This is a genomic window from Bacillus cereus group sp. BfR-BA-01347 (assembly GCF_022663835.1).
GTDB classification, from domain to species: Bacteria; Bacillota; Bacilli; order Bacillales; family Bacillaceae_G; genus Bacillus_A; species Bacillus_A thuringiensis_K.
The window spans coordinates 85,114-110,289 of record NZ_JAKUGG010000004.1; the positions used below are offsets into that span (position 1 = coordinate 85,114).

A 25,176-nucleotide genomic window follows, 5' to 3' on the forward strand; every position below is an offset into this window, starting at 1 on the left:
TATTATTGTTTATATTCCATCATCCAACAATCTTCTAATTTCCCCTCATGCAACTCATGTTCCTTTAAAATCTTTACTTTTTTAAATCCACTTTTTTCATAACACTTTATTGCTCGTTCATTATTTACTTTCGGATCCATTGCAATTGCTTCTGCTCCCATTTCACCCATAATATATGTAATTGCTGCCTGAACGAGTTTTGTTCCAATTCCCTTTCCCCAATAAGCTGGTTCACCGATAAATTGGTCCATACCCCATACATTTTGTGATTCTTTATAGCCATATGACGCTTTCCACTCTGAATCCACTGGGTACATTTGTATGTAACCAATGGGAACGGTATCAAATTCTATTAAACATCTTTTTTCATTACCGTTTGGATTATGTATAAAATGATCAAGCACCTTTTCTACAGACTGCGGATTATCTCGTCCTTCGTAATACCGCAGGACTGCTGGGTCCGTTAACCATTTAGAAACGATAGATGCATCATCTTCCATTACGTATCTAATCAATAAACCTTCTTTTTGAAAAAGCATATTATACCTCTATTATTCCTTTATATTTTTTCTTGCTGTTACATCTTTCATTGCACCTACTAATGCATATGGTAGTAATGTAATCGCAAAAAATGCTGTAAATACGTTAAATTGCGGGATTGTATAGAGTGTAAACCATTCAGTGAAAAATTGAGAATTTAATATTCTATTAAAAAACTCTCCACCTGGCCTAAAGTTTGGTGCCCACCCAGTGATTTCACACAAAATAAAGTGAAACTTTAATCAGTGGGGGTTTTGTTCATCCCCCACTGATTATTAGTTGAACCAATCGGGCTTTTATGGGCAGTTGATCCCCCACCTAACTTCTTCGCTTTCGCTGAATTTTGAGGTGGGGTCTTACTGCCCGTTAATGCGGGATAAACAGTAACTGAACAATAAAAAATGCACTTAGATAACGAAACCACATCCGTTTCCATATAGGTTTTGCATTTTTTAATGTATCTCCCGTCTAACCCCCTTCTTAAATATCCATCATATTGATTATACACTTCCCTCACTTTTTTTGTTAAAATTTTCTATATAATTAATACTGTTGGAGGAATACATTATGTCTAAACCTATACTTACATCCACTTTAATCATTCTTAGAGGAAACTCCGCAAGTGGTAAAACAACGATTGCAAAACAACTACAAGAACATTTTGGACAAGGGACACTTTTAGTATCACAGGATGTTGTACGTAGAGATATGCTTAGAGTACACGACACAATGGGTAATTTATCACATGATTTACTATTTGAAATTACGAAGTACGGAAAAGGAAAATGTAAATTTGTTATTTTAGAAGGTATTTTGAACAGTCATAGGTATGGTGAGATGTTAAAAGAATTAATTCGTTATTTTGATGAAAATGCATTTGCATATTACTTTGATTTATCATTAGAGGAAACTATTAGAAGACATAACACAAGGGACAAACGACATGAATTTGGTGAAGATTCCCTACAAAAATGGTATAATCCGCACGATACAATTGAGGTTACGAGAGAAACTATTTTTACAGATAACTTTACGCAAAAAGATATATTTGATGTGATTTTTAATGATATTAAGATATACAAATAAGACTGACATAATCAATCAGTCTTATTTACATTATGTACCTTGTATCTCGGTCTTCATTACAGGACAATCTTGACATAAATAAAAATAGATATTCATTTTCCCAAACTATTCTTCTCTACTTCTCAATAAACTTCTGTTCTACTTCCTTACCTCATTCTTAATAGTTTTTCTAAACATGAGACAATTTTTATGTTTTATTACAGGTTTATTAGTAAGCCATTTAAAAATCCTATTATACTTCTACTAAAAAAATAAAAGCCAGCCTCAATAAAGAGAACTGACTTCTATTTGGATCATTATAGTTACTATAAAATTTTCACTTTAACAGTTTGTCTTCCCCAATTCATAGCTTTACTTTTTGAACCCATTAATACATCAATACGATTACCTTTAATTGCACTTCCAGTATCACCAGCGATAGCTTCTCCATAACCTTCTACCCATACTTTAGATCCTAACGGGATTACTTTCGGGTCAACTGCGATAATTCTCATATTCGGATTTGCCGTTAAATCATGCCCCATCGCAGTTAAAACGCGTCCACCATATGTACCATTTTCACTTGGATCAGCAGTATACGCTGTCGCTACTACCGTTAATTCACGTTTAGCAGACTGTATGTTGTTTTTAGATGTTTCTTTCGCTCTCTCTTCTTCTTTAGCCTTTGCTATTTCTCTTGCTTTTTCTTCTTCTTTAGCTTTTGCTATTTCTCTTGCTTTCTCTTCTTCTTTAGCTTTTGCTATTTCTCTTGCTTTCTCTTCTTCTTTAGCTTTTGCTATTTCTCTTGCTTTTTCTTCTTCTTTAGCTTTTGCTATTTCTTGTGCTTTTTCTTCTTCTTTAACTTTTGCCTCTTCTTTAGGCTTTGCTATTTCTTTCGCTTTTTCTTCTTCTTTAACTTTTACTTCTTCTTTAACTTTTACTTCTTCTTTAACTTTTACTTCTTCTTTAGGCTTTACTATTTCTTTAGGCTTTACTATTTCTTGCACTTTCGGTTCTTCTTTAACTTTTACTTCTTCTTTAGGTTTTACTATTTCTTGCGCTTTCGGTTCTTCCTTAACTTTTACTTTCTCTGATACTATTGCCTCTTCTTTAGGCTTTACTATTTCTGGTGCTTTCGGTTCTTCCTTAACTTTTACTTTCTCTGATACTATTGCCTCTTCTTTAGGCTTTACTATTTCTGGTGCTTTCGTTGTTTCTTTCACTTTTGCTACTTTCTGCGTCTTTACTTCTTTCTTTTCTTTAACTGATTTTTGTACTTTCGCTACTTGCTTTGTTTTCTCTTCAGTTTTCTTTTCAGTTGGTGCTGTACTTGATAGGAAAGAAACGTTTGCATAAGCAGTTTTTCCTTTATACTCAAATTGCAGCCATCCGTCTTTTACTTGATGCGTTGATTCAATTACATCATCTTTTTTTAGTCTGCCAAGAATTTCTGAATCTGTGTTTGCTTCAGTACGTACATTTAACAAATCCGCCGTTACATGATACACATCTTTTGTAAACTCCGAACTAACAAACACTTCTTTACCGTTTAACTCAATTTTTGACCAGCCATCTTCGGTATTTATGACTTTTAACTCTTGCCCATTCTTTACTTTTTCGACCACTTTTGATTCTGTAGTCGGTTTTTCACGTACGTTAAGTACATCTGCTGTTACGATTGTTTCTGCGGTAGCAGTTGTGGTAAACGCCCCCAATCCAAAAACAGTTGCGGTTGCTGCGCCAATTACTTTTTTCATATTAGCCTCCATTATATTTTTTTGAATTTTATCAAATGCCTCCGTAAAATTGTATAATTTTACATAATATCAAAACATTTGCAACAATATATTAATATTGTTTAATATACTGTTATTAAAACTCCTTACTCCAATACTATCAAATTCTCATTTCTAATTCTATATATTATAGATCTCCTTATCTTTTATAAAAGCTCCATGCCCTTCTTCACACTAAATAGTTGTGGCAATTCCCGCCAAAAATAAACTTACGATTGCTAAAATTTGAGTAGCGACTATAGCCCCTCTTAAATGAAACTTATAATCTTTATATCCTTTCATACCTTCCGTACTAGGAATCACAACAAACCTTGGAGTAATCCAGCAAAAAATTAGCCAATCAATTATAAGTAAATCTACTAAATTGAAAATCATTAAAATACCAAAAGTGTGTAAATAGGCATCCATATACATTAATTTTTCATGCTTATGTAGTATATATGTAGAAACGAAGGGACTACCGAAAAGAATAGTATTATATACAATATTAAAATAAATGGTTTGCTTTCTTTCATGAATCGATTTTGGAAAAACTACTTTTTGAATATCTTTCGGATAATCAGTTAACGAAAGTCGAGGATTATAATATAAGGACCCTAAAATCATTACGGATAGTACAATAGACATGATGACACCAACGTACATCATTTGCTCAAATTGATTCATATGCTTCATTCACCCTTTTCTGTAATTACTATGATGGTCATTCACTTAATTACATATTGTATGTACGTATATAATCAAAAATTAACAACTAGCTTTAACACCAAAGCAAAATTGTTGCAATGCAAATGTAAATTTAATACAGTAGAAGCCTAATTGATACAGATAGGATTGGTGAAACCTATGAAAATTGAACATATTGCAATTTGGGTAAATGACTTAGAATGTATGCGTGATTTTTATATAAAATACTTTAACGGTAAAGCAAACTCGTTATACCATAATGAAATGAAACAATTTGAATCTTATTTTATCACGTTCGAATCTGGAGCAAGGCTTGAACTTATGCGTAAAAAAGGGGTTGAAAATAAGCCTAATTTAAACATAACTGGCTATGCTCATATGGCTTTTTCTGTCGGTAGTGAAGAACGAGTGAATGAACTGACAAAGGTGATAAAAGATGCTGGTTATCCTTTATTAAATGGACCACGTTTTACTGGAGATGGCTATTATGAAAGTGTAATAGGTGATCCAGAAGGCAATCAAATAGAAATTACGATTTAACTTACCCTTTTTTACCACCTCCATATTTTCCCGCGGATTAGGCGGTGCTGTTGCTGAGGTGCCAAATGGGGCAACTGCTTACTTTTACCGAAAAGCACTATCAAACATGTCAATATTCGCTACTTGGGAGCAACCAGAAGGTGCCGCTGGAAGTATTCGATGGGTTGAAGACTTCCGCTTAGCGATGCTTCCATTTACAAAAGGTGTCTACGTTAATACGCCTGACCTATCCATTAAAAATTGGCCAGATGCATACTTCAGTTGTAACTTTGACCGATTAATGAAAGTAAAAGCGAAATATGATCCGAAAAATGTTTTTATCTTTCCGAAAAGTATTCCGCTTTTTTTAAATATACACTCCACCTAATCTATCTAAATGCAAAACATCCATTTTTAAAAATGGATGTTTTGTAAAAAAGAAGTTTACATAATATAATTATCAATCACTTATACCGAATAACTATTCAATCATCGAAAGTAAAACGTTCTCAATCTCTTTTTTAGACAGCATACTATCATTTATATACACTTGATATGCATTTCTCCCTTCCCTTGCTGGCACAATTATTTTCATAGCCCTTACATTCGATTCTTTATACTCACCGAATGTAACGTCATAGCCATTTAATTTATATTTCTTTATATTTCCAGTAAAATTAGGTCCTCTTTCAGATGGTTTATCAAATGGTCTATCAATAAAGTAATCTTTATATTCTCCTTCAACAATTTCTAATTGATGAATTGTAAAACCTAATTCTGCCTCTGAAGTATGTGGCTGTTTTTTTACATTTTGTTTTTCATATCTCATCGTAATAAGTGGCATAGGTTTTCCTAGTGTTGCTTCAGCTTTTACCTCTTCAAATACTAATTGATGTCCAACTGGAATATATGTTGGATGCTTGATTGGAAAACCAGTTATTTGTTCAGCTTGTTCAAATGTATAGGTAAAATGTTGATCTATTCTTTCTTCATATGTATGTAATTGTTCCATTACCGCTCTTTCTCTCATTTCTTCATCAGCATTTAGACGATTTGTAGCTGTATATTGTCTCTCACCATTCTCTACGACACTTACTTTTTTATAAAAATAGTACGATTCCTGTAATAAAGTTACATACTTATCAAAATCCTTTTCTGTAAATATACTTTTAGCAATTTCTATACGTTCCATTACGCCATTATAACCATCCTCAGTCATTCCCATATCTTGTCTTGCTTTTTCTGGTGTCCCTACAATTTTATCCATTAATGTTGTACCTGCAAAAGTACCGGTCGGTATTAAAATTGCCGCAGCTACAAATCCAAGCAATAATTTTTTCTTCATAGAAATCTTCCTTTTCATTTTCGACAGTTGGTATTTATAAAAAGAGTTTTTCACTTGATTATCTAGATTTGGAGACGGGTCTAGACTCTCTGCTTTTCTTTTTAGTTCATTCGTTACATATCTCTCAAAATCCATTTACTTCTTCCTCCCTTTCGTTTGGCATTTGTTCCATTTCCATTCTTAATCGTTTTAGTGCTGTGTGTAGTCGAGATTTCACTGTACCAATAGGGATTTGAAGAAGTGTAGCAATTTCATCCAAGCTATATTCATGGAAGTAACGCATAATGACTACTTCACGATGTTTATAAGATAAATTTTGTACAACTTCTACTAATTCACTTCGTGTTTCTTTATGTAAAATAGCTTCATCCATTAAGTAAGGCCGATCTTGTTCATACATTTTCTTCTTTTCAAAGATTCGAAATCGTCGCCACGATTTACGACGCCAATCCTGTACTTCCTTGACAACTAGTCCATGTAACCAAAAACGAAATGAACGATTTATATCATAGTTTGTTATGGACTTCCACATATTGATGTACACTTCATTAACTATATCGTCTACATCTTGGTTTTGACTTCCTACTAAAAATACTACTGTTCTATAAATATCTTTACATGTATATTCATAAATAATTTGAAAGGCTTCTTGGTCCCCAGACCCCATTTTATATAGCCATTCTTTTAATTGTACTTCATCCAAAGCTCCGTTCCCCTCTCATAATCTTTCACACTATATTCGCTCGTTTTTCACAAAAGGTTCATTTTACATGAAAATTTATTTATTACAATAAAAATATAAGGTATATTTTTATGAAAAGGAGGAATTCAAGAATGAATACAGAGGATAAAATTTACGCTGAAAAAGTGTTAAAAAATCTCTTTATCGGATCACAAGTTGATGGATTACAATTTGGTATTTCTTCAGGCACTATAAAGATTCAGTTTACAAACTTTCACGACTCCGTTGATTATGACGGGCAATTATATATCAATATCGAATCAAAATGGTGTTTATTTCATAAACCTCAAAAAAGATACCCATTAAATGAAGATGAATTTGAAGATTATTCTGAGGAAGAAGAATATGAGAGAATATTTGAGATAAGAAGACAAAAAGTTACCGATATACAACTCGGCTTAGAAAGCCCTCATTTAATTATTAATTTAGAGAGCGGACAAATTATTTTTGTAAATGGTTTTCATGATTATTATGAATGTTGGCAAGCTGGTGTCCTATGTGAGCAATGGCTTGTAGCCGCTGCACCTGGGAATGAAATCGCCACTTGGACTCCTGATGAGTTCATCGATAAATAAACTGTTTTCACGAAGAAAAACCGAAAATATTTTATGAACTACATAACTATTTCTATTACACTTAAACGAATAGACATTTTACTTTAATAGAAATCATTTTATTAAATTTGAAAGGATGATAATGATGGCATGTGTCCATGATTTTGGAATAATTGACGAATTTAATTCTCAAAAAAGTTACAATGATTATACACCAGAGAAATATTATTGTATTTCTGTTGCTGATGATATTATCAGTAGCTTAAGTCGAAATTTATCAATTATGAAAACCTACTTTCATACAGTCAAAAATCAGGAATACGGTTTAGCTTATTACGGTATTACAATTATCCCGCCTGAATCATTAGCAATTTTCTATGAAACAGTTACATCTTCAAAGTTCTTCAAAAAATCTGATGAGCTGAATGAGTTAGCTTCAAAAATTGTACAAGCTGCAGCAGAACAGAAGTACATGATCCATTATGGGGTTTAAATGTAATTCAAAAAATGCTTAGGATTTCTCCGAAGCATTTTTTGTATGTTACTAATACATTTATTCCTTAACCATTTAGTCAATGCTTGAGCCTATGGTCCCTTCTTTTACAAGTGAGGGCGCCCATATTAATCTAAATAAGCGTCTCATTTCCAATTTTCCAGCTAAACCATCTCCCGTGTCCTTCTGTTTCTCCAACCGTTTCACGATATTCGTTTCCGTTAATATAATAATCAATATGAAGGTCACGATCCCACATATTGTTATACAGGTGGAATACATCACGTTTTGCGCCGATTTCTTGTATTTGTTTTTCTAATTTCTGTTTAACTTGTTCTGGTATTTGATTTGCGACGTGTGTATGGAAAATACAAATAACAGCTTCTTCACTTATTTGTTCAATAATAGATGATAATAGCTCTACACCGTCTCCTTCTATTAATTGGACAGATTCATTTTTCACTAAAGATGCAGCTTGATCAAACATCTCAAGCCTTTCTTTATGTTCTGGCCAAATTAAAGCACGTAACCATAAATAATCTTCCTCATTATGTAAATCATTCACATGTAAGTCCAGTCCGATTCTTTCTACGACAGATGGGCTTTCTTTTAGAAAATGCGGTACATTCTCCCCTCTTATTTCAGAAGTTACATGCACATTTGAATTTATATTTCCGTACATTTCATCCGTCCCGTACGAATAACGATATTGGTCCCAGAACAGTTGCAACCCAGAACTTGTCCCAATTTCAATTAACGCTAACGGCTTCTTCACTTTGTTAAATATGTAGCAGAAACTTGGGTATAAGTATGCGCACCGTCTTACTTCATTTGTTTGAACGAGTTTCGTTTGTAACAAAGTAATGATTTCTTCTCGGTACTCTTTACAGAAATCTTTAAAATGATTAAAAGCTTTATCTAAATTTGTATCAATATATTCGACTAAGCTACTATAATACGTTTTTAAATAATGTTCTTTCCCTGCTAGCAATAAATAATGTACTGCACCTAATAGTAAGTTTGGGACTGGTTGACCTACCTGAGCATAGGAAGATAGTGTAAGTACTTCCTCATCTTCAGCAATTTTTATCGATAAATATTCATATAAATCACTTGACCCTTTACATTCCTTTATTGAAAAGTTTCGAAATAAGTTTGAAATTTGCTCTTTTGTACGCATTAAAATCCCTCCTTTTTATTTTTCAGAATAATCTTACCATTACAGAAAGAATAATCCCATAAAAAGGTACTCGATCTAGTCACTTAAGGATACGTAAGCTTTTTCGAGATAATTTCAAACTGTAATTTTTTTCTATTTACCACCTTAAAAGAGCTTGTTAAATAAGATTTTTAGCGAATAAAACGTTAAATAGTTTAAAATTATCAGATAACACTAGATATTTTAGTCTATTAATTATTATAATAGAGTATGAGATGGTTATATAATTGAGACAAAAAAGGTATACACCTAGGTGGGGCCTAGGCGGTGTTTCTCTTTTACGGCTTAGACATAGAAAACACCTACACTTTTTTGCCAATATAGGGGATGGAGAGATTATCATGAGCAACATGCAGCAAAAAACAGACGTTATCTTAATTGGTGCAGGAATTATGAGTGCAACGTTAGGCTCATTACTAAAAGAATTAGCACCAGAATGGGAAATTAAAGTTTTTGAAAAACTCGCAAGTGCCGGGGAAGAAAGCTCTAACGAATGGAATAATGCAGGTACAGGGCATTCTGCGCTATGCGAACTGAACTATACTTCCGAAAAAGCTGACGGATCTATAGATATTAGTAAGGCTGTAAAAGTGAATGAGCAATTCCAGCTTTCAAGACAATTTTGGGCATATCTTGTAAAGAGCAAATTAATTCGTAATCCACAAGATTTTATTATGCCACTACCTCATATGAGTTTAGTACAAGGGGAAAAAAATGTTGAGTTTCTAAAAAACCGTTTTGAAGCGCTTTCAAAAAATCCACTCTTTCAAGGAATGGAATTTTCTGATGCTCCTGAAACATTAAAAAAATGGCTTCCACTCATTATGGAAGGCCGCACATCTAATGAACCGATGGCGGCAACGAAGATTGACTCTGGAACAGATGTTAACTTCGGTGCATTAACACGTATGTTGTTTGATTACTTAAAAACAAAAAATGTCGAGCTAAACTACAAGCATAGTGTCGAAAATATTAAGCGCACGAAAAATGGTTTGTGGGAAGTAAAAGTACACGATATGAATAGTGGTAAAATTGAGCATCATACTGCTAAATTCGTATTTATTGGCGGCGGTGGCGGTAGCCTACCTCTACTTCAAAAGACTGGTATCCCTGAATCAAAGCATATCGGTGGCTTCCCAGTAAGTGGACTATTTATGGTATGTAAAAACCAAAAAGTTGTAGAGCAGCATCATGCGAAAGTGTACGGTAAAGCTAAAGTTGGCGCTCCGCCAATGTCTGTACCTCATCTAGATACGAGATATATAGACAATAAAAAAGCTTTACTGTTTGGACCATTCGCAGGCTTCTCACCTAAATTCTTAAAAACTGGCTCAAATCTTGACTTAATCGGTTCTGTAAAACCGAATAACGTCTTAACGATGTTAGCCGCTGGTGTAAAAGAAATGGGACTTACAAAATACTTAATTCAGCAAGTTATGTTATCACATGAAAAACGTATGGAAGAATTACGCGAATTCATTCCGAACGCGAAAAGTGAAGATTGGGATATTGTAGTTGCTGGACAACGTGTACAAGTAATTAAAGATACTGATGCTGGCGGTAAAGGAACACTTCAATTTGGTACAGAAGTAGTAAGTGCAGCTGACGGCTCAATCGCCGCATTACTAGGCGCATCACCAGGTGCTTCTACTGCTGTTCACGTCATGCTCGAAGTATTAGAAAAATGTTTCCCAAGCCGCATGGTAGAATGGGAAGAAAAAATAAAAGAAATGATTCCTTCATATGGCATTTCACTAACTGAAAATCCAAGATTGTTCCAAGATCTTCACACTTCTACTGGTCGTACACTTGGATTAAACGAAAAAGAAACTGTTCATAATTAATGCAGAAATAAAAAAACGTCCGATATATTCGGACGTTTTTTTGTCTACTAAAAATTATACTTATCAATATTATCTTTCGTAAATACAACTCGTTCTGGTAATACGATAATTCCGTTCCCTTCTGCCTCATAATCATATCCTTGAATGGAGTTTGGCTCTACTTTCACTTTTCCAATTCCTTTTACTTCGAAGCTATCCCCTACTTTTAACTTCTTCCCTTTTACAACAATTTCATTTGCTACATACGTTGCGAGAGCACCTTGTTGTTTTACATCCCATAAACCAAATTGTTGTACTGTTCCTCGTTTTACATAATCACGCATAACGTTCGGTGTAGAAAATCCAGTTAACACTACTTTTTTATCCATTTTTAAGTTTTCAGCTGCCTGCGCCATTGCTGGGAGTGCTGTTGCATCTGGACAAATAACTGCGTTAATATCTGGATACGTTTTTAATATGTTCTCCCCTACGGATAAAGATTTTTGTGCATTATTTTCACCGTACTGCGTCGTTACAATTTCCCAGTTCGGATATTTCTTTTTAATAATTTCTTTCGCTTTCGTTACCCATTGGTTTTGATCCGTTACTGTCGGGCTAGAATAAAAGAATGCTACTTTTCCTTTATCTCCAATTTGCTTAGAAGTCATTTCTATTAATAAGTTAGCAAGTTGGTCTGGTGTTCCTTGGCTTATATAAAAAGAACGATCTTTCGGATTCACATCAGAATCCCATGTTAAGACGGTCATTCCTTTTTTCTTAGCACGTTGTAGTGATTGCGATAAACCATCAACTGATGTAGAGGAAACCATAAGTGCATCATAGTTTTGGTTAATAAAATTATTTATATACTTTACTTGCCCTGATACACTCGCTTCAGACGGCCCATCATATTTCACTTGTACGCCTAGCTTCTCTCCCATCTCCTTTGCTCCTTCACCGCCCGATGTAAAGAAGCCAACTCCTGTTAATTTCGGAATAAATGCAAATTTCACATCATCCGCTTTTTTCTTATCTACCGTTTGACTGGAACAAGCTATTAAACCAATTAGGCAAATACATACGATCAATACAATCCCTAGTTTTCTCTTCATGACATTTCCCCCTTATGCAAACTCTGTCTTTTTCCCGCTAAAAATTGATGTAATTTGAAATGTCTCATAATAACTGAAAGAATAAGGATAATACCAATAACTACGTTAGATTGTTCATTTGTTAAACCCGTCATTTGCAAGCCATACTGCATGAGCCCAATGAAAATACTCGCCAGTACAGTACCGATAATGCTTCCTTTTCCGCCTGTAATAAGTGTACCGCCTAAGACGACTGCTGTAATGATTGGTAATATTGTTTCGCTTCCTATATCAGTACGTGCAGAACTGAAATATGCAGTTAAGAAAGCTCCTCCTAATCCACCTCCTAACCCAGAAAGTATGTAAGCAATGATTACTACTTTTTTCGTTTTAATCCCGGTGTATTTTGCTGTATTTTCATTCGCGCCTGTTAATTTTACGTGGCGCCCATATATCGTTCGGTGAAACAAAATCGTGCATACAATTGTTAATAAAATAAGTAGCCATAATAAATTGGGTATTCCTATAAAACTACCATTTGCTAGTTGTACATAAGTATCAGGTAAACCGCTTATCCCTTCATATCCAGAAGCACCTGCCCCTCCTGAAATGACGAGTGCAATTCCTCCGTATAAAAACATCGTTCCGAGTGTAACGACTAGTGGTTCTACATCTGTCAATTTTATAATGATTCCGTTTAAAGCTCCTGCTAAGCAACTGACTATAAGTGCCATTATTACTGCTAGTAAAATATGAATTCCATTCATCCAAAACACACCAATTAAAATCGAGGTTAGCCCCATAATTGATCCTACAGATACGTCAATTCCTCCTGTTACAATAACGAAAGTCATTGGAATTGCCGCGATTGCTATGAATAGAAAATCATTTGTACTAAAAAGGAGATTACTAATATTTAAGAAATTGCTGTTTATAAAACTAAAGAAAATGAATTCTATAAGAAGTAATATGATTAACACACCTTCCCATTTGTAAAAATACTTCATAGATTCATTCTCCTTTCTGCTTTCCACTTCTTCATGACGCTATCTAATATGATAATAAGTAATAGTAAAAAACCTGAAATAGCATTATTCCAAAATGCTGGTATTTTTAAAAAGATAAGTGAACTGCTTATCACTTCTAAAAACAATGCTCCTAGTGCAGCTCCAAATATAGAACCTGTTCCTCCTTTTAGATGAATTCCTCCTAGCACAGCAGCTGCAATCACCTGTAGTTCTATTCCTGTACCAGTTTGATTTGGAACGAACCCGATATTCATAACAAATATGCAACCAGCGATTGCCGCACTTATGCCCGATACAATAAACGCATTTATCTTCACTTGATTAACAGGTATACCAATGAGTCTCGCACCATCTTCATTGTCACCTACCGCATAGAAGTATCTTCCGTAAGGTACCTTCCTTAAAAAGAAATATAGTAGTAATAAAACAATTAGAATACCCCATACAGTTATCGGCAGACCAAGTATGACGATAGATGAAAGTTTCTTAAAATTATTTGGAATATCTTCAATCCACTTCCCGCCTGTGAAGATTAACATTGCACCCCTAACAATTCCTAGCATCCCTAATGTCATAATAATGGCTGGTACCCGAAACTTTGCAACGCCAATCCCGTTTATGAAACCAATACTAGCACCAAGCATTACAGCAGCAAAAATTGACAAGAATGTATTATACCCGTTCGTTAACAACATCCCGCAAACTGCCGCGCTTAATCCCATAATTGAGCCAACTGATACGTCTATATTTTTCGTAAATAAAACGAACGATTGGCCAATTGCTAGAACGACTAAAATAACGCTTGATTTCATTATTAAAGATAACGAGTTAAACTGAACAAAACTAGGATTTATTATACCGACAATGGCTATATAAATTAGTAGTAACAGTATGATAGACGTTTCATGCATTTTTAACATGCGTTTCATTCCGTTACACCTCCGTATGCAAAGCGTGTAACTTCATTCACACTCAGTTGTTCTTTTTCCATATGAGAAACAAATCGCCCATTTCTCATTACATATACACGGTTTACTAATTGGACAATTTCTTCAACATCTGAAGAGATTAATAAAATTGCGAGTCCTTCCCTTTTCATTTTTTTTATCGTCTCATACACTTCAAGCCTTGCTTTCGCATCAATTCCGCGAGTCGGCTCATCAAGAATAATAATTTTAGGATTACATGCAAGATACTTCGCAAGCACGACCTTCTGCTGATTACCTCCTGATAAAGATGCCAATTCTTTATTCATATTCTGTACAACAATTCGGAACTGTTCTATAAACGAATTAACTAAAGCGCTTTCTTTTTCTTGATTTATAAAAAAGCGATTATTTTGATATAAACTTGCTGCTGCAATATTTTCTTTAACAGAAGCAATTGAGAAAATTCCATTCCTCGCCCTATCCTCTGGCACATAAACTAGTCCTTCGTCTAGCCTTTTATGCAAAGAACACGTATCAATTGATTTTCCACCCAATAAGATAGACCCTGATTTTATAGTTTTCAATCCAAATATCGCTTCTGCTAATTCCGTTCTGCCAGATCCTATAATGCCAGCAACACCTACAACCTCACCCGCATGTACAGTGAATGATATATTTTCGAATGCGTGACCATTTATATCAACCACTTCTAATATTTTTTTCGTCTTTGCTGTCTCTTGAACTACTTCTATTTTCTCTTTCTGTTTATATCCTTTTGGCAATAGTCCCTCCATCAGCATGTCATATGTATAGTCACATACATCACCTTGGCTTACAACCATTCCATCACGTAGTATTGCTACTTTGCTGGCAATTTCAAAGATTTCTGGAAATCGATGCGTAATATAAATCATCCCAATTCCTTTTTCTTGTAAACTTTTCATCAACACAAAAAGACTCTTAATTTCATGTGTTGTTAATGTCGATGTTGGCTCATCTAGAATAAGAATCTCAGCTTCTCTTATTAATCCTCTAACGATTTCTACTAACTGTTGTTGCGCAATCGATAATGTTCCTCCTAGTTTATTAAGGTCAATATCCCATCCTAAGCTGCTAATCAATTGCTGAATCTGTACTTTTAGTTTCTTTTTCTTTTCTTTTAACCCAATACATATATTTTCTTCAATGGTCATATGCGGAAAAATGAGCGGTTCTTGTGGTATTAAATAAATCCCTTCTTGGTGTGCTTCTTTTGGATTTGCAAACTGCTGTCTCTTTCCTTTCACATACATTTCTCCACTATCATACGAATATAACCCCATTAATATTTTCATTAATGTCGATTTCCCGGCGCCATTTCCACCAACTAAAGCGTATATATCACCATGCTCTACTTGTAAGTTCACTTCCTTTAGCACAAGTTGATTCGAAAACGCCTTACTCATTTTCTTCACTTGTAATAAGGGCACATTCTCCACATGATGTCACCTGCCTTTACCCAGAACATTTTTTGAGAAAATGATTATTTGTTCTACTTGTTTTGTAGCATTGTATATTCCTTTTTTCATATCTAGAACACTTTTTTCAATGTACTATTAATCGTTTCAACTGGAATAAACAAAATATGTGACACATATGTTTAAGCATTGGTCAATTGTTGAAAGGGATGAAGAGTATGTCACAGCTGAACTTTGAAGAAAATTTATTAACTAAAGTAGCCTGGTACTATTATAAAGATCAATTAACACAACAAGAGATTGCTTCACTTCTTCATATTTCAAGAAATAAGGTTGTCCGGTTATTAGATAAGGCACGCAGTGAAGGTATCGTTACATTTCACGTAAAAGGAACCGGTTTGCATTGCTTGAGCATTGAACGTGATTTAATGAAAAAGTTCTACTTAAAAGATGCTTTCATTATCCCTACTCCAATAAACAATTATGCTACTTCTCTCGGAAAAGCCGCTGCACAATATTTAGAGACTCATCTCCAACAAGGTGATTTACTCGGCATCGGCTGGGGTGAAACGATAAGTAAAATGCTAGAAAACATTCATTTTGAAAGTTCTATTAATCTTTCATTCGTAACGCTAACAGGCGGAGTAAACCACTATCTCCCAAGAAAACAAAACTATTTACACTACATGCAAGGTGATCTTCATATTATTCCTACTCCTTTTCTAGCATCTTCTACTGAAATGGCACAAAGTATTTTATCAGAACCAAGTGTGAAAGATATGCTTCATGTCGCTTCACTTGCACATACAGCAGTTGTCGGTATTGGCGGGTTATCTCAAGACGCTACGATTGTAAAAGAAGAAAAATTAACGCTACGTGAAATGACATATATTCGAAGTCAAAACGGGGCGGGCGATATTTTAGGACAGTTTTATAATACGAATGGTGATTTATTAGAGCTCTCGCATCACAATCGTCTAATTGGCACGCCTCTCTCTATTTTGCGCAATATGAATCATGTCGTTGGTGTTGCTGGAGGTACAGAAAAGATAGATGCAATTTATGGTGCCTTAAAGGGAAAGTTCATTCATACATTAATTACCGATGAGGAAACGGCCCTCTCCTTATTACGAAAGGATGGTGATTGTTAATGTCTCATTTATTAGCTTTTGATGCTGGTACAGGAAGCATTCGAGCTGTTCTTTTTGATTTACTAGGTAATCAAATTGCGGTCAGTCAAAAAGAATGGGTTCATAATACGGATCCTCGTTACCCAGGTTCTATGAATTTTGATGTAATAGAAAACTGGAAGCTAGTACAACAATGCACGAAAGAAGTTTTACAAAGAAGTAATGTCACGCCTTCTTCTATTCAAGCTATTAGTGCTACTAGTATGCGGGAAGGTTTTGTTTTATATGATAAAAATGGGCAAGAAATTTGGGCTTGTGCAAATGTTGATGGGCGTGCATCCGCTGAAGTTAGTGAGCTAAAAGAAATACGGTCACATCTTGAAGAAGATTTATATACTAGATCTGGTCAAACTTTTTCATTAGGTGCTTTACCTCGCCTACTTTGGATTAAAAAACATGAACCAGACGTCTACAACAATATTCACTCCTTTACGATGTTAAATGATTGGATTTTGTATAAATTAAGCGGCGTACTGCAAATCGACCCTTCCAACGGTTGTACGTCTGGAATCTTTGATTTACAAAATAGAAATTGGGATAACGATGTCGCTAAAGAGTGTGGTATATCTTTGCCATTTTCACCAAAAGTAAATGAAGCTGGCACTGTGATTGGTAATGTTACAAAAGAGTGTGCAGCACTAACTGGTTTACTTGAAGGGATTCCTGTCGTCGCTGGCGGCGGTGATGCTCAAATGGCAGCACTCGGGACTGGAGTCGTAAAACCAAATCAAACTTTAATATGCGGCGGCAGCTTTTGGCAACAGGAAGTGAATATTGCAGAGTCAACAACGGATCCAAATGCTGCAATTCGAGTAAATTGTCACGTCGTTCCGAACCTTTGGCAATATGAAACGATTGCCTTTTTCCCTGGCCTCGTTATGCGTTGGTTTCGAGACGCTTTTTGCCAAGAAGAAAAAAAGCTCGCTGAAAAACTCGGTGTAGACGCTTATGAATTATTAGAAGAACAAGCGAAAGACGTTCCTGTCGGTTCATATGGTATTATCCCTACTTTTTCAAACGTTATGAACTACATTTCTTGGCGTCATGCCGCACCTTCATTCTTAAATTTAAGTTTAGACGCTGACAAATGCGGAAAAAAAGAAATGTTCCGTGCTATTGAAGAAAATGCCGCCTTCGTTACACTTGGAAACTTAAAACTAATTGAAAATCTTACTGGTACATTCCCTTCTGAAGTCATTTTTGCTGGCGGTGCCGCTAAAGGGCAACTATGGCCACAAATTCTATCAGACGTTCTCGGCATTCCTGTAAAAGTACCAGTTGTGAAAGAAGCAGCTGCTTTAGGAACTGCAATTGCTGCTGGAGTTGGCGCTGGCATATATTCATCTATGGAAGAGACTGCCGAACAATTTGTACAGTGGGAAAATACATTTGAACCAATCACTGAAAATCACGAGCTATACAAGGAATTCTATGAAACATGGAAAACCGTGTATAGCAGTCAGCTCGCTTTAGCTGATAAAGGACTTACAACACATATGTGGATTGCGCCTGGTGCACTGTAACACATTTACATAAAGGAGTGAACTGTATGTTAAAAGCGAATGAAAATGATTTCTCCTATCGCTTCGGTGATAACGGGCCGAAATATTTAATACAAGGCCCGAATATTGATCTTGGTCTTGTTGTCATTCAGCCTGGGCAAGAGTTTCAAAATCATTACCATACAACGTGTGAAGAAGTTTTTTATGCGTTAGAAGGTGAAATAGACTTCTATGTAAATAACGAAAGAGTTCCGATTAAACAAGGTGATGTCCTGCAAGTTCGCCCTCATGAATCTCACTATCTGATTAACCATTCTGACAAACCTTTTAAAGCTGTTTTTATAAAGTCACCACATTTACCAAATAAAGATACGGTACAAAAGGAAAATCCAACATTAACGAAGGAGTGATTTGGAATGACTTGGGGATTTAAAAATCGATTAAATACAATTTTACCTGATGGCAGAGCGGTAATGTTAGCGATAGATCACGGCTACTTTTTAGGGCCAATCCACGGGCTTGAACAGCCACTTGAAACTGTTAAAAACTTACTTCCTTACACGGATTCTCTCTTTTTAACACGTGGTGTACTTAGCTCCTGCATTCCTGAAAACTGCAGCACACCGATGGTTATGCGTGTATCTGGCGGCGCTACTGTCGTCGGTAAAGATTTAGCGAATGAAACAATTGTTACACCTGTGAAAGAAGCAGTGAAGCAAAACGCAATTGGCGTTGGCGTTTCTGTTTTTGTCGGATCAGACTATGAAACACAAACTGTTTCAAATCTCGCAAATGTAGTCTCTGAAGCTCACGATTACGGCCTACCTGTACTCGGCATTACCGCAGTCGCAAAAGAATTACAAAAACGTGAAGCTCGCTTTCTAGCACTTGCTTCCCGCGTATGTGTTGAAATGGGTGCTGATATTATTAAAACGTATTACTGCGAAGGATTCGAAAAAATAACGAGCACATGCCCTGCCCCAGTTGTCATCGCGGGCGGCCCAAAACTAGATTCAATTGAAGATGCATTAAACATTACGTACAATGCACTGCAAGAAGGTGCAATCGGCGTAGACATGGGCCGGAACATATGGCAATCTGAACATCCTGCTGCGATGATTCAAGCGATACATGGTATTGTGAAAAATGGATTGAATGTGAAAGAGGCGCTTGAACTTTATAATGACGTGAAGAATTAATGTGAAAAGACAGACTATTTATTAGTCTGTCTTTTTTACTTTACAGTGAAACTTTCTTAATCCGTCTTCTAATATGATACATATTTAAATTTTATACACCTTCAAATGATTACTCTTGATGATCACTATTAAGCTTTGAAACTTTCTTATCTTCTCTATAATCAAGACAAGACACTTCAATTAATAAGCCATTAAATACTGTAAAATAAAAACCATAACTACTACCTCTCATCGAATAAGGTTCCTTGTCTATTTCAATGCCGCCGGCTACTAAACGATTATACGCTTGATCCACTTCACTTGATGTATCCACTAAAAAACCAATATGAAAAGCTTCCGGATACGTAACTTCCTTATTCCCCTTAAATGCCTTTGGATCACTTAGTACAAGTATAAATCAACTCTCATCACTACTAGTGCCTTTCCCTTTTGCTCCAAAAATTGAAAATCAAAAAATGTTTCAAAGAAATATGTCGCTTCTGATAAAGTGAAACTTTAATTAGTGGGGTTTTATTCATCCCCCACTGATTATTAGTTGAATCAATCGGGCTTTTACGAGCAGTTGATCCCCCACCTAACTTCTTTTCTTTAGCTGAATTTTGAGGTGGGGGTCTTACTGCCCGTTAATGCGGGATAAATCATCAACACATAAATTTAAATGATTCAGCTTCATGTACTCATCTCCTTTTAAACAGAGGGTATATAGACTCATTTTCATAACACTTAAATATGTAAGACAAGATATTCAAGCGTTCCATCTAAGACCATGCTTTATAAGTCTAATATTTTTTCTATAGCCTAGAACTTTTTTTAAATGAATGAAAAATTTTCTATCATTCCCATCCCCCAGTATTAAAAAAGAGGATACATGTTTGCTTCTACAACATGTATCCTCTGCTTGTATATTACGACTGTTGATAAGCCGCTTTCGATGATTTCACATAATAAACCGCATGATCCACATTAATAATATGATCTGGTTTTGGTTTACCACGGCCCGCTCTATGTCCAGCTAAGTGTTCTTCACTTGTTTCCCAGTTTTTCCATGCTTCTTCCGATTCCCAGCGAATCATAACGACAACTTCTTCGTCTCCTCGTCTTACTTTTTTCACAAGAACACTCAAGTCGATAAAGCCTTCAAATTTTTCAATAATACCTTCTCCAGTGAAACGTTCTACAACTATATTTGATGTACCTTCTTTTACTGTAAATGTTTTCGTTTCGATAAACATATATCCCACTCCCTCTTTGTAATACGAATACTACTATTCTTCTATTATAATTGATTATGATAATTATTTTCAATTGTAAAGTTTTAATTTTTTGAATTATGCTGATTTCTTTTCTATCGCCTCATCTAAAAATTTGAAATATGGAAGTAACATTCCTATTAAAGAGGTGACACATATAATTGCACCGATGATTAAATATAGCACTCTTACTCCCCACATTTCACTCAATATTCCCCCTACTAACACACCTAACGGCATAGCGGATCGTATGAAAAATAAACGCACTGAAAATACTTGTCCTATCATATTATTCGGCACGGTTTGTTGGCATATTGTTGTGTTATAAACATTGAAAAATGCAATACAAATCCCTGCTATTACTTCAATTATTATTGCAATAATAATACTATGATTGAACCCTAATGAAATGTATGTGAGTCCTCCTATAAACAATCCTCCAAGCATAAGTATACGCCGGCTTTTATATGTTACTTTTCCGACTAATACTGAGCCAATTACATAGCCAAGTGGAAAACCTGCCATGAAATAGCCGTACTCTGCATATCCTGCTGACAGCTCGTCTTTTATATAAGGAAGATTTGTGACCATTGTTACCCCTACTCCAAACTGCACAAAAGTAAGAAATATACCGAGCCAAACGATGATTGGTTTTGTAAAAAAATATGTAAAACCTTGAAGGAATTGTTCTAGCCACGTTTTTCGTATATCTGTTGTAGTTCTCTTTTCTTTTATATAAAGTAAGAAAGCACCACTAACAAATAGACAAATACATACGAAAGATAATGTAAGTTCTGTTCCAATGAAATGAATGACTACTCCACCTAATACTGGCGCAAGAAACATCATGAGACGAGTCATTCCATCAATATACGCATTTGCGTCTTGAAGTTGTTCTTTACTTACAATGCTCGGTGTAATTGCCTGACTCGCAGGTGTATAAAGAGGTGTAATAAGTCCCACTACAATTTGAACAACATAAATATGCCAAACTTCTATACTACCTGTAACTAGCATCACCAAAGGTAATAAGAATACGGATGCTCGTATCCATTGTGAAAAAATCATAATCCACTTCCGGCTCCATTTATCAATAAATGGGCCACTTATTAATTGCAGTATGAGTGATGGGATGAAATATAATAGCCACATACTACTTAAAGCTGTTTTTGACCCTGTTAATTCATAAACAAGAATCGAATTACATAACGTTCCGAAAGCCCCGCCCAATTCTGAAATCGCGCTACCTATCCACATGAAAAAGAACGAACGATTTTTCAATACATTTTTCAATTTCATACACCAACTTTTCTTTTATATTCCTCCCTCTATGTACATTCTCGTTGTTAATTATCTATTCAAAAACATATCTAATTCTTTCGCTAACGACTGTACTGCTTTCTTTCTTAATACATATTTCCCGTCATGTATATCTACTAACTTCGCTGCACGTAACAATTTCAAATGATGGTGTACAGTCGATTTACCGAGTTGCAGTCTTTCTGTAATTTCCTGCAATGTTCTTTCTTTTTCAAACAACATTTTTACAATGCGTAACCTTGCTTCATCCCCAAGCGCCTTATGTTTTTGAACTAAAAAATAATTCGGTTCATATAGATCTTCAGGATGGATGCTTTCGTTTGCAACTGGGTAATGAAATACTTTCGTATCTTCAATATCCGCCTCAATATTCCACGGTCTGTACGTCATTTGCGGGATAAGAAGTACATTATGAACACTTGGTTCTGGCATATAGTTCACACCGCCAGTCGCCCACTCGACGAACTCTTCCGGTTTCATCTTTTTATTCATCTCATTTTTCGCTTCATAGTCTCTTTGTAATATAGAAAGTATTTTCTCTTCCTCTTTCTGAATAACACTCTCATACCAACCTGTCATTACAGCGATTAAATGAGGTTTCAGCACTTGTACATCCACATTACATATAAAACGAATATACGTAGAGAAAAACTGATGATCCTGCGTTAGTTCCTCTAGTTCATGTATTGCAGTTACGTCTCCACTCGCTGCTAAATGTCTTTTCTTTTCATGCTTCTCGCCTAAAAACGGTAAACATATATATTTCAAATCTACTTCTGAAAGCGCATTGATTTTAGTATGAAACTGTGATATTTCCTGAAACTCCCCTTTATACAACAACTGAAGTAACGCTTTCCACGTATTATGTTCCTCTACAAACTGTAAGTGCTCTCTCATTTCTTCTGTTAATGATTTCTTAATTTCTTCCCATTCATTTTGACTCTTTTCAAGAGTATCAATTAACCGCTTATGAGTAATCGCAGCAATGCCAAGTGCACATTCGAAAAGTATCGAATATTTCACTTGAACGTTATAAGTTTCTCTCTTTCTACTCGTTATGTGATAGACCTCCATTTTTATCCCTCCTTGTTTGCTATATATTTAATTCTATTTTTATCGAATTATACCTTCTATATTTTTAGAATTATATTACAACTTTAAAAATATTCTAATCAATGAGCAAATAGAAAAGATTTATACTCTTTTTTATTCTGACTCAATTAAAACCTTGATTATTAAAAATGAAAGTTTTTAATGCCTCTTTTATACATTGCATTTCCTTCTCTTGATCAGCTATAAAGAAGGTTTATTGAAGAGAAAAGAGAATTGATTTTATTAAGAAAAATGAATAGGAGGCTATACGAATGGGGAGAAAAGAAATGTTGCAAAATGGAGTCCAACAAGTTTTTTACGAAGAAGAATGGTACCCACCAATATCAGAAGCGTTAAAAAATCTTACTGCTGAACAAGCATGTTGGCAACCAGAAGGTGCTGCCAGTAATACGATTTGGGAAAATGTGAACCATTTATTAATCTTTAAAGAACGCCTACTTTCCCGCTTACATGAAGACAACACATTTGTTGCTCCACAAAATAATGATGAAACCTTTATCCAAGGTGAGCCTAATGATGATAACGCTTGGCAACAAACAGTAAAGCGAACGCTTCAAGTACATGATACCTTACAATCTTCATTAACCGCCCTTCAAGAAGCAGAACTAGATCAACTAAGTCCTTCTCTACCAGTTTGGCAACAATATATGAATATCCTTTTGCATGATGCTTATCATACAGGACAAATTATACAGCTTCGGAAACTTCAAGGTTCATGGCCAACTCACCGTTCTTATTTATAAAGTGAAATTTTAATCAGCTCTTACCAATCGGGATTTTGCGGCAGCCCATCCCCACCTCACTTCTTTGCTTTCCCTGAATTTTGAGGTGGAAGTCTTACTGCCCGTTAATCCGAGATAAACGATGTTTAAAATCGCATACGTTTAATATCCAACAAAGCAATTGAAAATAGCTACTTGTTTTGTAATTACTGCGATTGCTCAAAATAAAGCAAATTAAAATACGTGAATCCCAAACATCATTTACCTTCTTCATAACTTCTGATCATAATCCAAATTTGGAAGAATAGAGGCTTTTTTATATACAAATAATAAGCCTCAAGGAGTTGTTGACATGTATTTCATATTGAATATGTTAGGGATTTTCGTTGTCATATTAATCGTTTTCTTATGTTCGCCTAATAAAAAACATATAAAATGGAGACCAATTGTAATTCTCATCCTATTGGAGCTTTTTATTACGTGGTTTATGTTAGGCACAAAGCTCGGCAGTATTATCATTAATAAAATTGCGTCATTTTTCAGTTGGCTACTAGCATGTGCGAATGAAGGTATTCGATTTGCATTTCCTTCAGCTATGGAAAGTCAGCACATTGATTTCTTCTTTAGTGCGTTACTTCCTATCATTTTTGTTATTACTTTTTTCGATATTCTTTCTTATTTCGGAATCTTAACTTGGATTATTGATAAAGTAGGTGCAGTTATTTCAAAGATTTCTCGTTTACCAAAGTTAGAAAGTTTCTTTTCGATTCAAATGATGTTTTTAGGAAACACCGAAGCACTTGCGGTTGTTCGTGATCAATTATCTGTTTTAAAAGAAAATCGATTATTAACTTTTGGAATTATGAGTATGAGTAGCGTTAGCGGATCCATTCTTGGTGCTTATTTATCAATGGTTCCAGCAACATATATTTTCAGCGCAATCCCATTAAACTGTATTAACGCATTAATTTTAGCCAATGTATTAAATCCTGTGGAAGTTTCGAAAGAAGAAGACGTTGTTTACACACCTTCAAAACATGAAAAAAAGGATTTCTTTTCTACTATTTCAAACAGTATGTTAGTTGGGATGAATATGGTTATCGTTATTTTAGCTATGGTAATTGGTTATGTAGCTTTAACAGCATGTTTAAATGGGATTTTAGGATTTTTTGTAACAGGGTTAACAATTCAAAAAATCTTCTCCATTATCTTTAGTCCTTTTGCATTTTTACTCGGTTTATCAGGCAGTGATGCTATGTATGTAGCTGAATTAATGGGGATCAAAATAACGACAAATGAATTTGTTGCAATGATGGATTTAAAATCAAACTTAAAGTCGCTACAACCACATACGATTGCGGTTGCAACAACATTTCTAGCTTCTTTTGCTAACTTTAGTACAGTAGGTATGATTTACGGAACTTACAATTCATTATTTGGCGGAGAAAAATCATCAGTCATCGGTAAAAATGTTTGGAAGCTTCTTGTTAGCGGAATGGCGGTTTCTTTATTAAGCGCTATGCTTGTTGGACTATTTGTATGGTAAACATTCTTTAAAACGAAAGACACCCAATCGAATTGAGTGTCTTCTA

General features: G+C 35.0%; 25 protein-coding genes and 2 pseudogenes. 12 read left to right on the forward strand and 15 right to left on the reverse strand.

Annotated features, from left to right (window positions below; all coding sequences use genetic code 11):
* Positions 1–2: 2 nt before the first annotated feature.
* On the reverse strand, positions 3–539 hold the full coding sequence (locus tag MR143_RS08605) for a GNAT family N-acetyltransferase (RefSeq protein WP_000898777.1): 537 nt from the start codon (positions 537–539) through the stop codon (positions 3–5).
* A gap of 12 nt (positions 540–551) precedes the next feature.
* Positions 552–770 (reverse strand): annotated as a pseudogene (locus tag MR143_RS08610) (YfzA family protein); the annotation flags it as partial.
* A 337-nt stretch (positions 771–1,107) separates the two neighbouring features.
* On the opposite strand from MR143_RS08610, the gene MR143_RS08615 reads away from it, so the two are divergent.
* Positions 1,108–1,626, forward strand: coding sequence for a kinase (locus MR143_RS08615; RefSeq protein WP_000042588.1), 519 nt, complete (start codon positions 1,108–1,110; stop codon positions 1,624–1,626).
* Positions 1,627–1,931: 305 nt separating this feature from the next.
* Here the strand turns inward: MR143_RS08615 and entB are convergent, their stop codons facing one another.
* Together entB and MR143_RS08625 are read right to left on the reverse strand one after the other, a co-directional pair.
* Entirely contained in the window at positions 1,932–3,362 is a 1,431-nt protein-coding gene (gene entB / locus MR143_RS08620) for a cell wall-binding protein EntB (protein ID WP_242280704.1), read from the reverse strand.
* A 213-nt stretch (positions 3,363–3,575) separates the two neighbouring features.
* On the reverse strand, positions 3,576–4,067 hold the full coding sequence (locus MR143_RS08625; RefSeq protein ID WP_001071245.1) for a hypothetical protein: 492 nt from the start codon (positions 4,065–4,067) through the stop codon (positions 3,576–3,578).
* A 180-nt stretch (positions 4,068–4,247) separates the two neighbouring features.
* Here MR143_RS08625 and MR143_RS08630 point away from each other — a divergent pair, with 180 nt between their 5' ends.
* Together MR143_RS08630 and MR143_RS08635 are read left to right on the forward strand one after the other, a co-directional pair.
* Positions 4,248–4,628 carry a VOC family protein gene (locus MR143_RS08630; RefSeq protein WP_000687533.1) on the forward strand — a complete coding sequence of 127 codons (381 nt, stop codon included), beginning with the start codon at positions 4,248–4,250 and terminating at the stop codon, positions 4,626–4,628.
* Positions 4,629–4,686: 58 nt separating this feature from the next.
* Positions 4,687–4,995 carry a BBE domain-containing protein gene (locus MR143_RS08635; RefSeq protein ID WP_002164073.1) on the forward strand — a complete coding sequence of 103 codons (309 nt, stop codon included), beginning with the start codon at positions 4,687–4,689 and terminating at the stop codon, positions 4,993–4,995.
* A 93-nt stretch (positions 4,996–5,088) separates the two neighbouring features.
* Here the strand turns inward: MR143_RS08635 and MR143_RS08640 are convergent, their stop codons facing one another.
* Both MR143_RS08640 and MR143_RS08645 read right to left on the reverse strand, forming a co-directional pair.
* Positions 5,089–6,087, reverse strand: a complete 999-nt coding sequence (locus MR143_RS08640) for a hypothetical protein (RefSeq protein WP_000345240.1) — start codon at positions 6,085–6,087, stop codon at positions 5,089–5,091.
* On the reverse strand, positions 6,077–6,655 hold the full coding sequence (locus tag MR143_RS08645) for a sigma-70 family RNA polymerase sigma factor (protein ID WP_000344753.1): 579 nt from the start codon (positions 6,653–6,655) through the stop codon (positions 6,077–6,079). The genes MR143_RS08640 and MR143_RS08645 overlap by 11 nt, the downstream gene beginning before the upstream one ends.
* A 131-nt stretch (positions 6,656–6,786) precedes the next feature.
* On the opposite strand from MR143_RS08645, the gene MR143_RS08650 reads away from it, so the two are divergent.
* Both MR143_RS08650 and MR143_RS08655 read left to right on the forward strand, forming a co-directional pair.
* Positions 6,787–7,269, forward strand: a complete 483-nt coding sequence (locus MR143_RS08650; protein ID WP_001090922.1) for a hypothetical protein — start codon at positions 6,787–6,789, stop codon at positions 7,267–7,269.
* Between the two features lie 124 nt (positions 7,270–7,393).
* Entirely contained in the window at positions 7,394–7,741 is a 348-nt protein-coding gene (locus tag MR143_RS08655; RefSeq protein WP_000752494.1) for a hypothetical protein, read from the forward strand.
* Positions 7,742–7,874: 133 nt separating this feature from the next.
* Here the strand turns inward: MR143_RS08655 and MR143_RS08660 are convergent, their stop codons facing one another.
* Positions 7,875–8,921, reverse strand: coding sequence for a DUF2332 domain-containing protein (locus MR143_RS08660; protein WP_242280705.1), 1,047 nt, complete (start codon positions 8,919–8,921; stop codon positions 7,875–7,877).
* A gap of 380 nt (positions 8,922–9,301) precedes the next feature.
* Between MR143_RS08660 and MR143_RS08665 the strand changes: the two genes are divergently transcribed.
* Positions 9,302–10,804 carry a malate:quinone oxidoreductase gene (locus MR143_RS08665; protein WP_000069138.1) on the forward strand — a complete coding sequence of 501 codons (1,503 nt, stop codon included), beginning with the start codon at positions 9,302–9,304 and terminating at the stop codon, positions 10,802–10,804.
* Between the two features lie 47 nt (positions 10,805–10,851).
* On the opposite strand, the gene lsrB is transcribed toward MR143_RS08665, so the two are convergent.
* The 4 genes from lsrB to MR143_RS08685 are packed head-to-tail and all read right to left on the reverse strand — an operon-like array spanning position 10,852 to position 15,309.
* Entirely contained in the window at positions 10,852–11,895 is a 1,044-nt protein-coding gene (gene lsrB / locus MR143_RS08670; protein ID WP_000823668.1) for an autoinducer 2 ABC transporter substrate-binding protein LsrB, read from the reverse strand.
* Positions 11,892–12,881, reverse strand: coding sequence for an ABC transporter permease (locus MR143_RS08675; RefSeq protein ID WP_242280706.1), 990 nt, complete (start codon positions 12,879–12,881; stop codon positions 11,892–11,894). The genes lsrB and MR143_RS08675 overlap by 4 nt, the downstream gene beginning before the upstream one ends.
* Positions 12,878–13,831, reverse strand: a complete 954-nt coding sequence (locus MR143_RS08680; protein ID WP_074593322.1) for an ABC transporter permease subunit — start codon at positions 13,829–13,831, stop codon at positions 12,878–12,880. The genes MR143_RS08675 and MR143_RS08680 overlap by 4 nt, the downstream gene beginning before the upstream one ends.
* Positions 13,828–15,309: a sugar ABC transporter ATP-binding protein gene (locus MR143_RS08685; protein ID WP_000432622.1), complete on the reverse strand. Its 1,482-nt coding sequence runs from the start codon at positions 15,307–15,309 to the stop codon at positions 13,828–13,830. Before MR143_RS08685 ends, MR143_RS08680 begins: the two co-directional genes overlap by 4 nt.
* Before the next feature lie 197 nt (positions 15,310–15,506).
* Here MR143_RS08685 and MR143_RS08690 point away from each other — a divergent pair, with 197 nt between their 5' ends.
* From MR143_RS08690 to lsrF, 4 genes are read left to right on the forward strand one after another with little or no spacing between them, the layout of a single operon-like run.
* Complete coding sequence (locus MR143_RS08690; protein ID WP_000080669.1) at positions 15,507–16,439, forward strand: sugar-binding transcriptional regulator; 933 nt, start codon at positions 15,507–15,509, stop codon at positions 16,437–16,439.
* Positions 16,439–18,001 (forward strand): autoinducer-2 kinase, encoded by a 1,563-nt coding sequence (lsrK, locus tag MR143_RS08695; RefSeq protein ID WP_000018829.1) that lies wholly within the window; start codon positions 16,439–16,441, stop codon positions 17,999–18,001. The genes MR143_RS08690 and lsrK overlap by 1 nt, the downstream gene beginning before the upstream one ends.
* Before the next feature lie 26 nt (positions 18,002–18,027).
* Positions 18,028–18,390, forward strand: a complete 363-nt coding sequence (locus tag MR143_RS08700) for a cupin domain-containing protein (RefSeq protein ID WP_000909983.1) — start codon at positions 18,028–18,030, stop codon at positions 18,388–18,390.
* Positions 18,391–18,396: 6 nt separating this feature from the next.
* A complete protein-coding gene (gene lsrF / locus MR143_RS08705) occupies positions 18,397–19,179 on the forward strand; it encodes a 3-hydroxy-5-phosphonooxypentane-2,4-dione thiolase (RefSeq protein WP_000219774.1) in 783 nt (260 codons plus the stop codon).
* A 109-nt stretch (positions 19,180–19,288) separates the two neighbouring features.
* On the opposite strand, the pseudogene MR143_RS08710 reads toward lsrF, so the two are convergent.
* The 4 genes and pseudogenes from MR143_RS08710 to MR143_RS08725 all read right to left on the reverse strand — a co-directional run.
* Positions 19,289–19,665: pseudogene (locus MR143_RS08710) on the reverse strand (VOC family protein); the annotation flags it as partial.
* Between the two features lie 419 nt (positions 19,666–20,084).
* A complete protein-coding gene (hmoA, locus tag MR143_RS08715; RefSeq protein ID WP_000469496.1) occupies positions 20,085–20,411 on the reverse strand; it encodes a heme-degrading monooxygenase HmoA in 327 nt (108 codons plus the stop codon).
* Between the two features lie 96 nt (positions 20,412–20,507).
* Entirely contained in the window at positions 20,508–21,728 is a 1,221-nt protein-coding gene (locus MR143_RS08720) for an MFS transporter (RefSeq protein ID WP_000769367.1), read from the reverse strand.
* 51 nt (positions 21,729–21,779) lie between these two features.
* Complete coding sequence (locus MR143_RS08725) at positions 21,780–22,823, reverse strand: ArsR/SmtB family transcription factor (RefSeq protein WP_000454557.1); 1,044 nt, start codon at positions 22,821–22,823, stop codon at positions 21,780–21,782.
* A 290-nt stretch (positions 22,824–23,113) separates the two neighbouring features.
* On the opposite strand from MR143_RS08725, the gene MR143_RS08730 reads away from it, so the two are divergent.
* Complete coding sequence (locus tag MR143_RS08730) at positions 23,114–23,605, forward strand: DinB family protein (protein WP_000532730.1); 492 nt, start codon at positions 23,114–23,116, stop codon at positions 23,603–23,605.
* 331 nt (positions 23,606–23,936) lie between these two features.
* Positions 23,937–25,130, forward strand: a complete 1,194-nt coding sequence (locus tag MR143_RS08735) for a NupC/NupG family nucleoside CNT transporter (RefSeq protein ID WP_000273601.1) — start codon at positions 23,937–23,939, stop codon at positions 25,128–25,130.
* Positions 25,131–25,176 lie beyond the last annotated feature (46 nt).

Excerpts from the sequence above, each read along its gene's own strand:
- MR143_RS08605 (WP_000898777.1), bottom strand. The coding sequence starts at position 539 with ATGCTTTTTCAAAAAGAAGGTTTATTGATTAGATACGTAATGGAAGAT.
- MR143_RS08615 (WP_000042588.1), top strand. The coding sequence starts at position 1,108 with ATGTCTAAACCTATACTTACATCCACTTTAATCATTCTTAGAGGAAAC.
- entB (WP_242280704.1), bottom strand. The coding sequence starts at position 3,362 with ATGAAAAAAGTAATTGGCGCAGCAACCGCAACTGTTTTTGGATTGGGG.
- MR143_RS08625 (WP_001071245.1), bottom strand. The coding sequence starts at position 4,067 with ATGAATCAATTTGAGCAAATGATGTACGTTGGTGTCATCATGTCTATT.
- MR143_RS08630 (WP_000687533.1), top strand. The coding sequence starts at position 4,248 with ATGAAAATTGAACATATTGCAATTTGGGTAAATGACTTAGAATGTATG.
- MR143_RS08640 (WP_000345240.1), bottom strand. The coding sequence starts at position 6,087 with ATGGATTTTGAGAGATATGTAACGAATGAACTAAAAAGAAAAGCAGAG.
- MR143_RS08650 (WP_001090922.1), top strand. The coding sequence starts at position 6,787 with ATGAATACAGAGGATAAAATTTACGCTGAAAAAGTGTTAAAAAATCTC.
- MR143_RS08655 (WP_000752494.1), top strand. The coding sequence starts at position 7,394 with ATGGCATGTGTCCATGATTTTGGAATAATTGACGAATTTAATTCTCAA.
- MR143_RS08660 (WP_242280705.1), bottom strand. The coding sequence starts at position 8,921 with ATGCGTACAAAAGAGCAAATTTCAAACTTATTTCGAAACTTTTCAATA.
- MR143_RS08665 (WP_000069138.1), top strand. The coding sequence starts at position 9,302 with ATGAGCAACATGCAGCAAAAAACAGACGTTATCTTAATTGGTGCAGGA.
- lsrB (WP_000823668.1), bottom strand. The coding sequence starts at position 11,895 with ATGAAGAGAAAACTAGGGATTGTATTGATCGTATGTATTTGCCTAATT.
- MR143_RS08675 (WP_242280706.1), bottom strand. The coding sequence starts at position 12,881 with ATGAAGTATTTTTACAAATGGGAAGGTGTGTTAATCATATTACTTCTT.
- MR143_RS08680 (WP_074593322.1), bottom strand. The coding sequence starts at position 13,831 with ATGAAACGCATGTTAAAAATGCATGAAACGTCTATCATACTGTTACTA.
- MR143_RS08690 (WP_000080669.1), top strand. The coding sequence starts at position 15,507 with ATGTCACAGCTGAACTTTGAAGAAAATTTATTAACTAAAGTAGCCTGG.
- lsrK (WP_000018829.1), top strand. The coding sequence starts at position 16,439 with ATGTCTCATTTATTAGCTTTTGATGCTGGTACAGGAAGCATTCGAGCT.
- MR143_RS08700 (WP_000909983.1), top strand. The coding sequence starts at position 18,028 with ATGTTAAAAGCGAATGAAAATGATTTCTCCTATCGCTTCGGTGATAAC.
- lsrF (WP_000219774.1), top strand. The coding sequence starts at position 18,397 with ATGACTTGGGGATTTAAAAATCGATTAAATACAATTTTACCTGATGGC.
- hmoA (WP_000469496.1), bottom strand. The coding sequence starts at position 20,411 with ATGTTTATCGAAACGAAAACATTTACAGTAAAAGAAGGTACATCAAAT.
- MR143_RS08720 (WP_000769367.1), bottom strand. The coding sequence starts at position 21,728 with ATGAAATTGAAAAATGTATTGAAAAATCGTTCGTTCTTTTTCATGTGG.
- MR143_RS08725 (WP_000454557.1), bottom strand. The coding sequence starts at position 22,823 with ATGGAGGTCTATCACATAACGAGTAGAAAGAGAGAAACTTATAACGTT.
- MR143_RS08730 (WP_000532730.1), top strand. The coding sequence starts at position 23,114 with ATGGGGAGAAAAGAAATGTTGCAAAATGGAGTCCAACAAGTTTTTTAC.
- MR143_RS08735 (WP_000273601.1), top strand. The coding sequence starts at position 23,937 with ATGTATTTCATATTGAATATGTTAGGGATTTTCGTTGTCATATTAATC.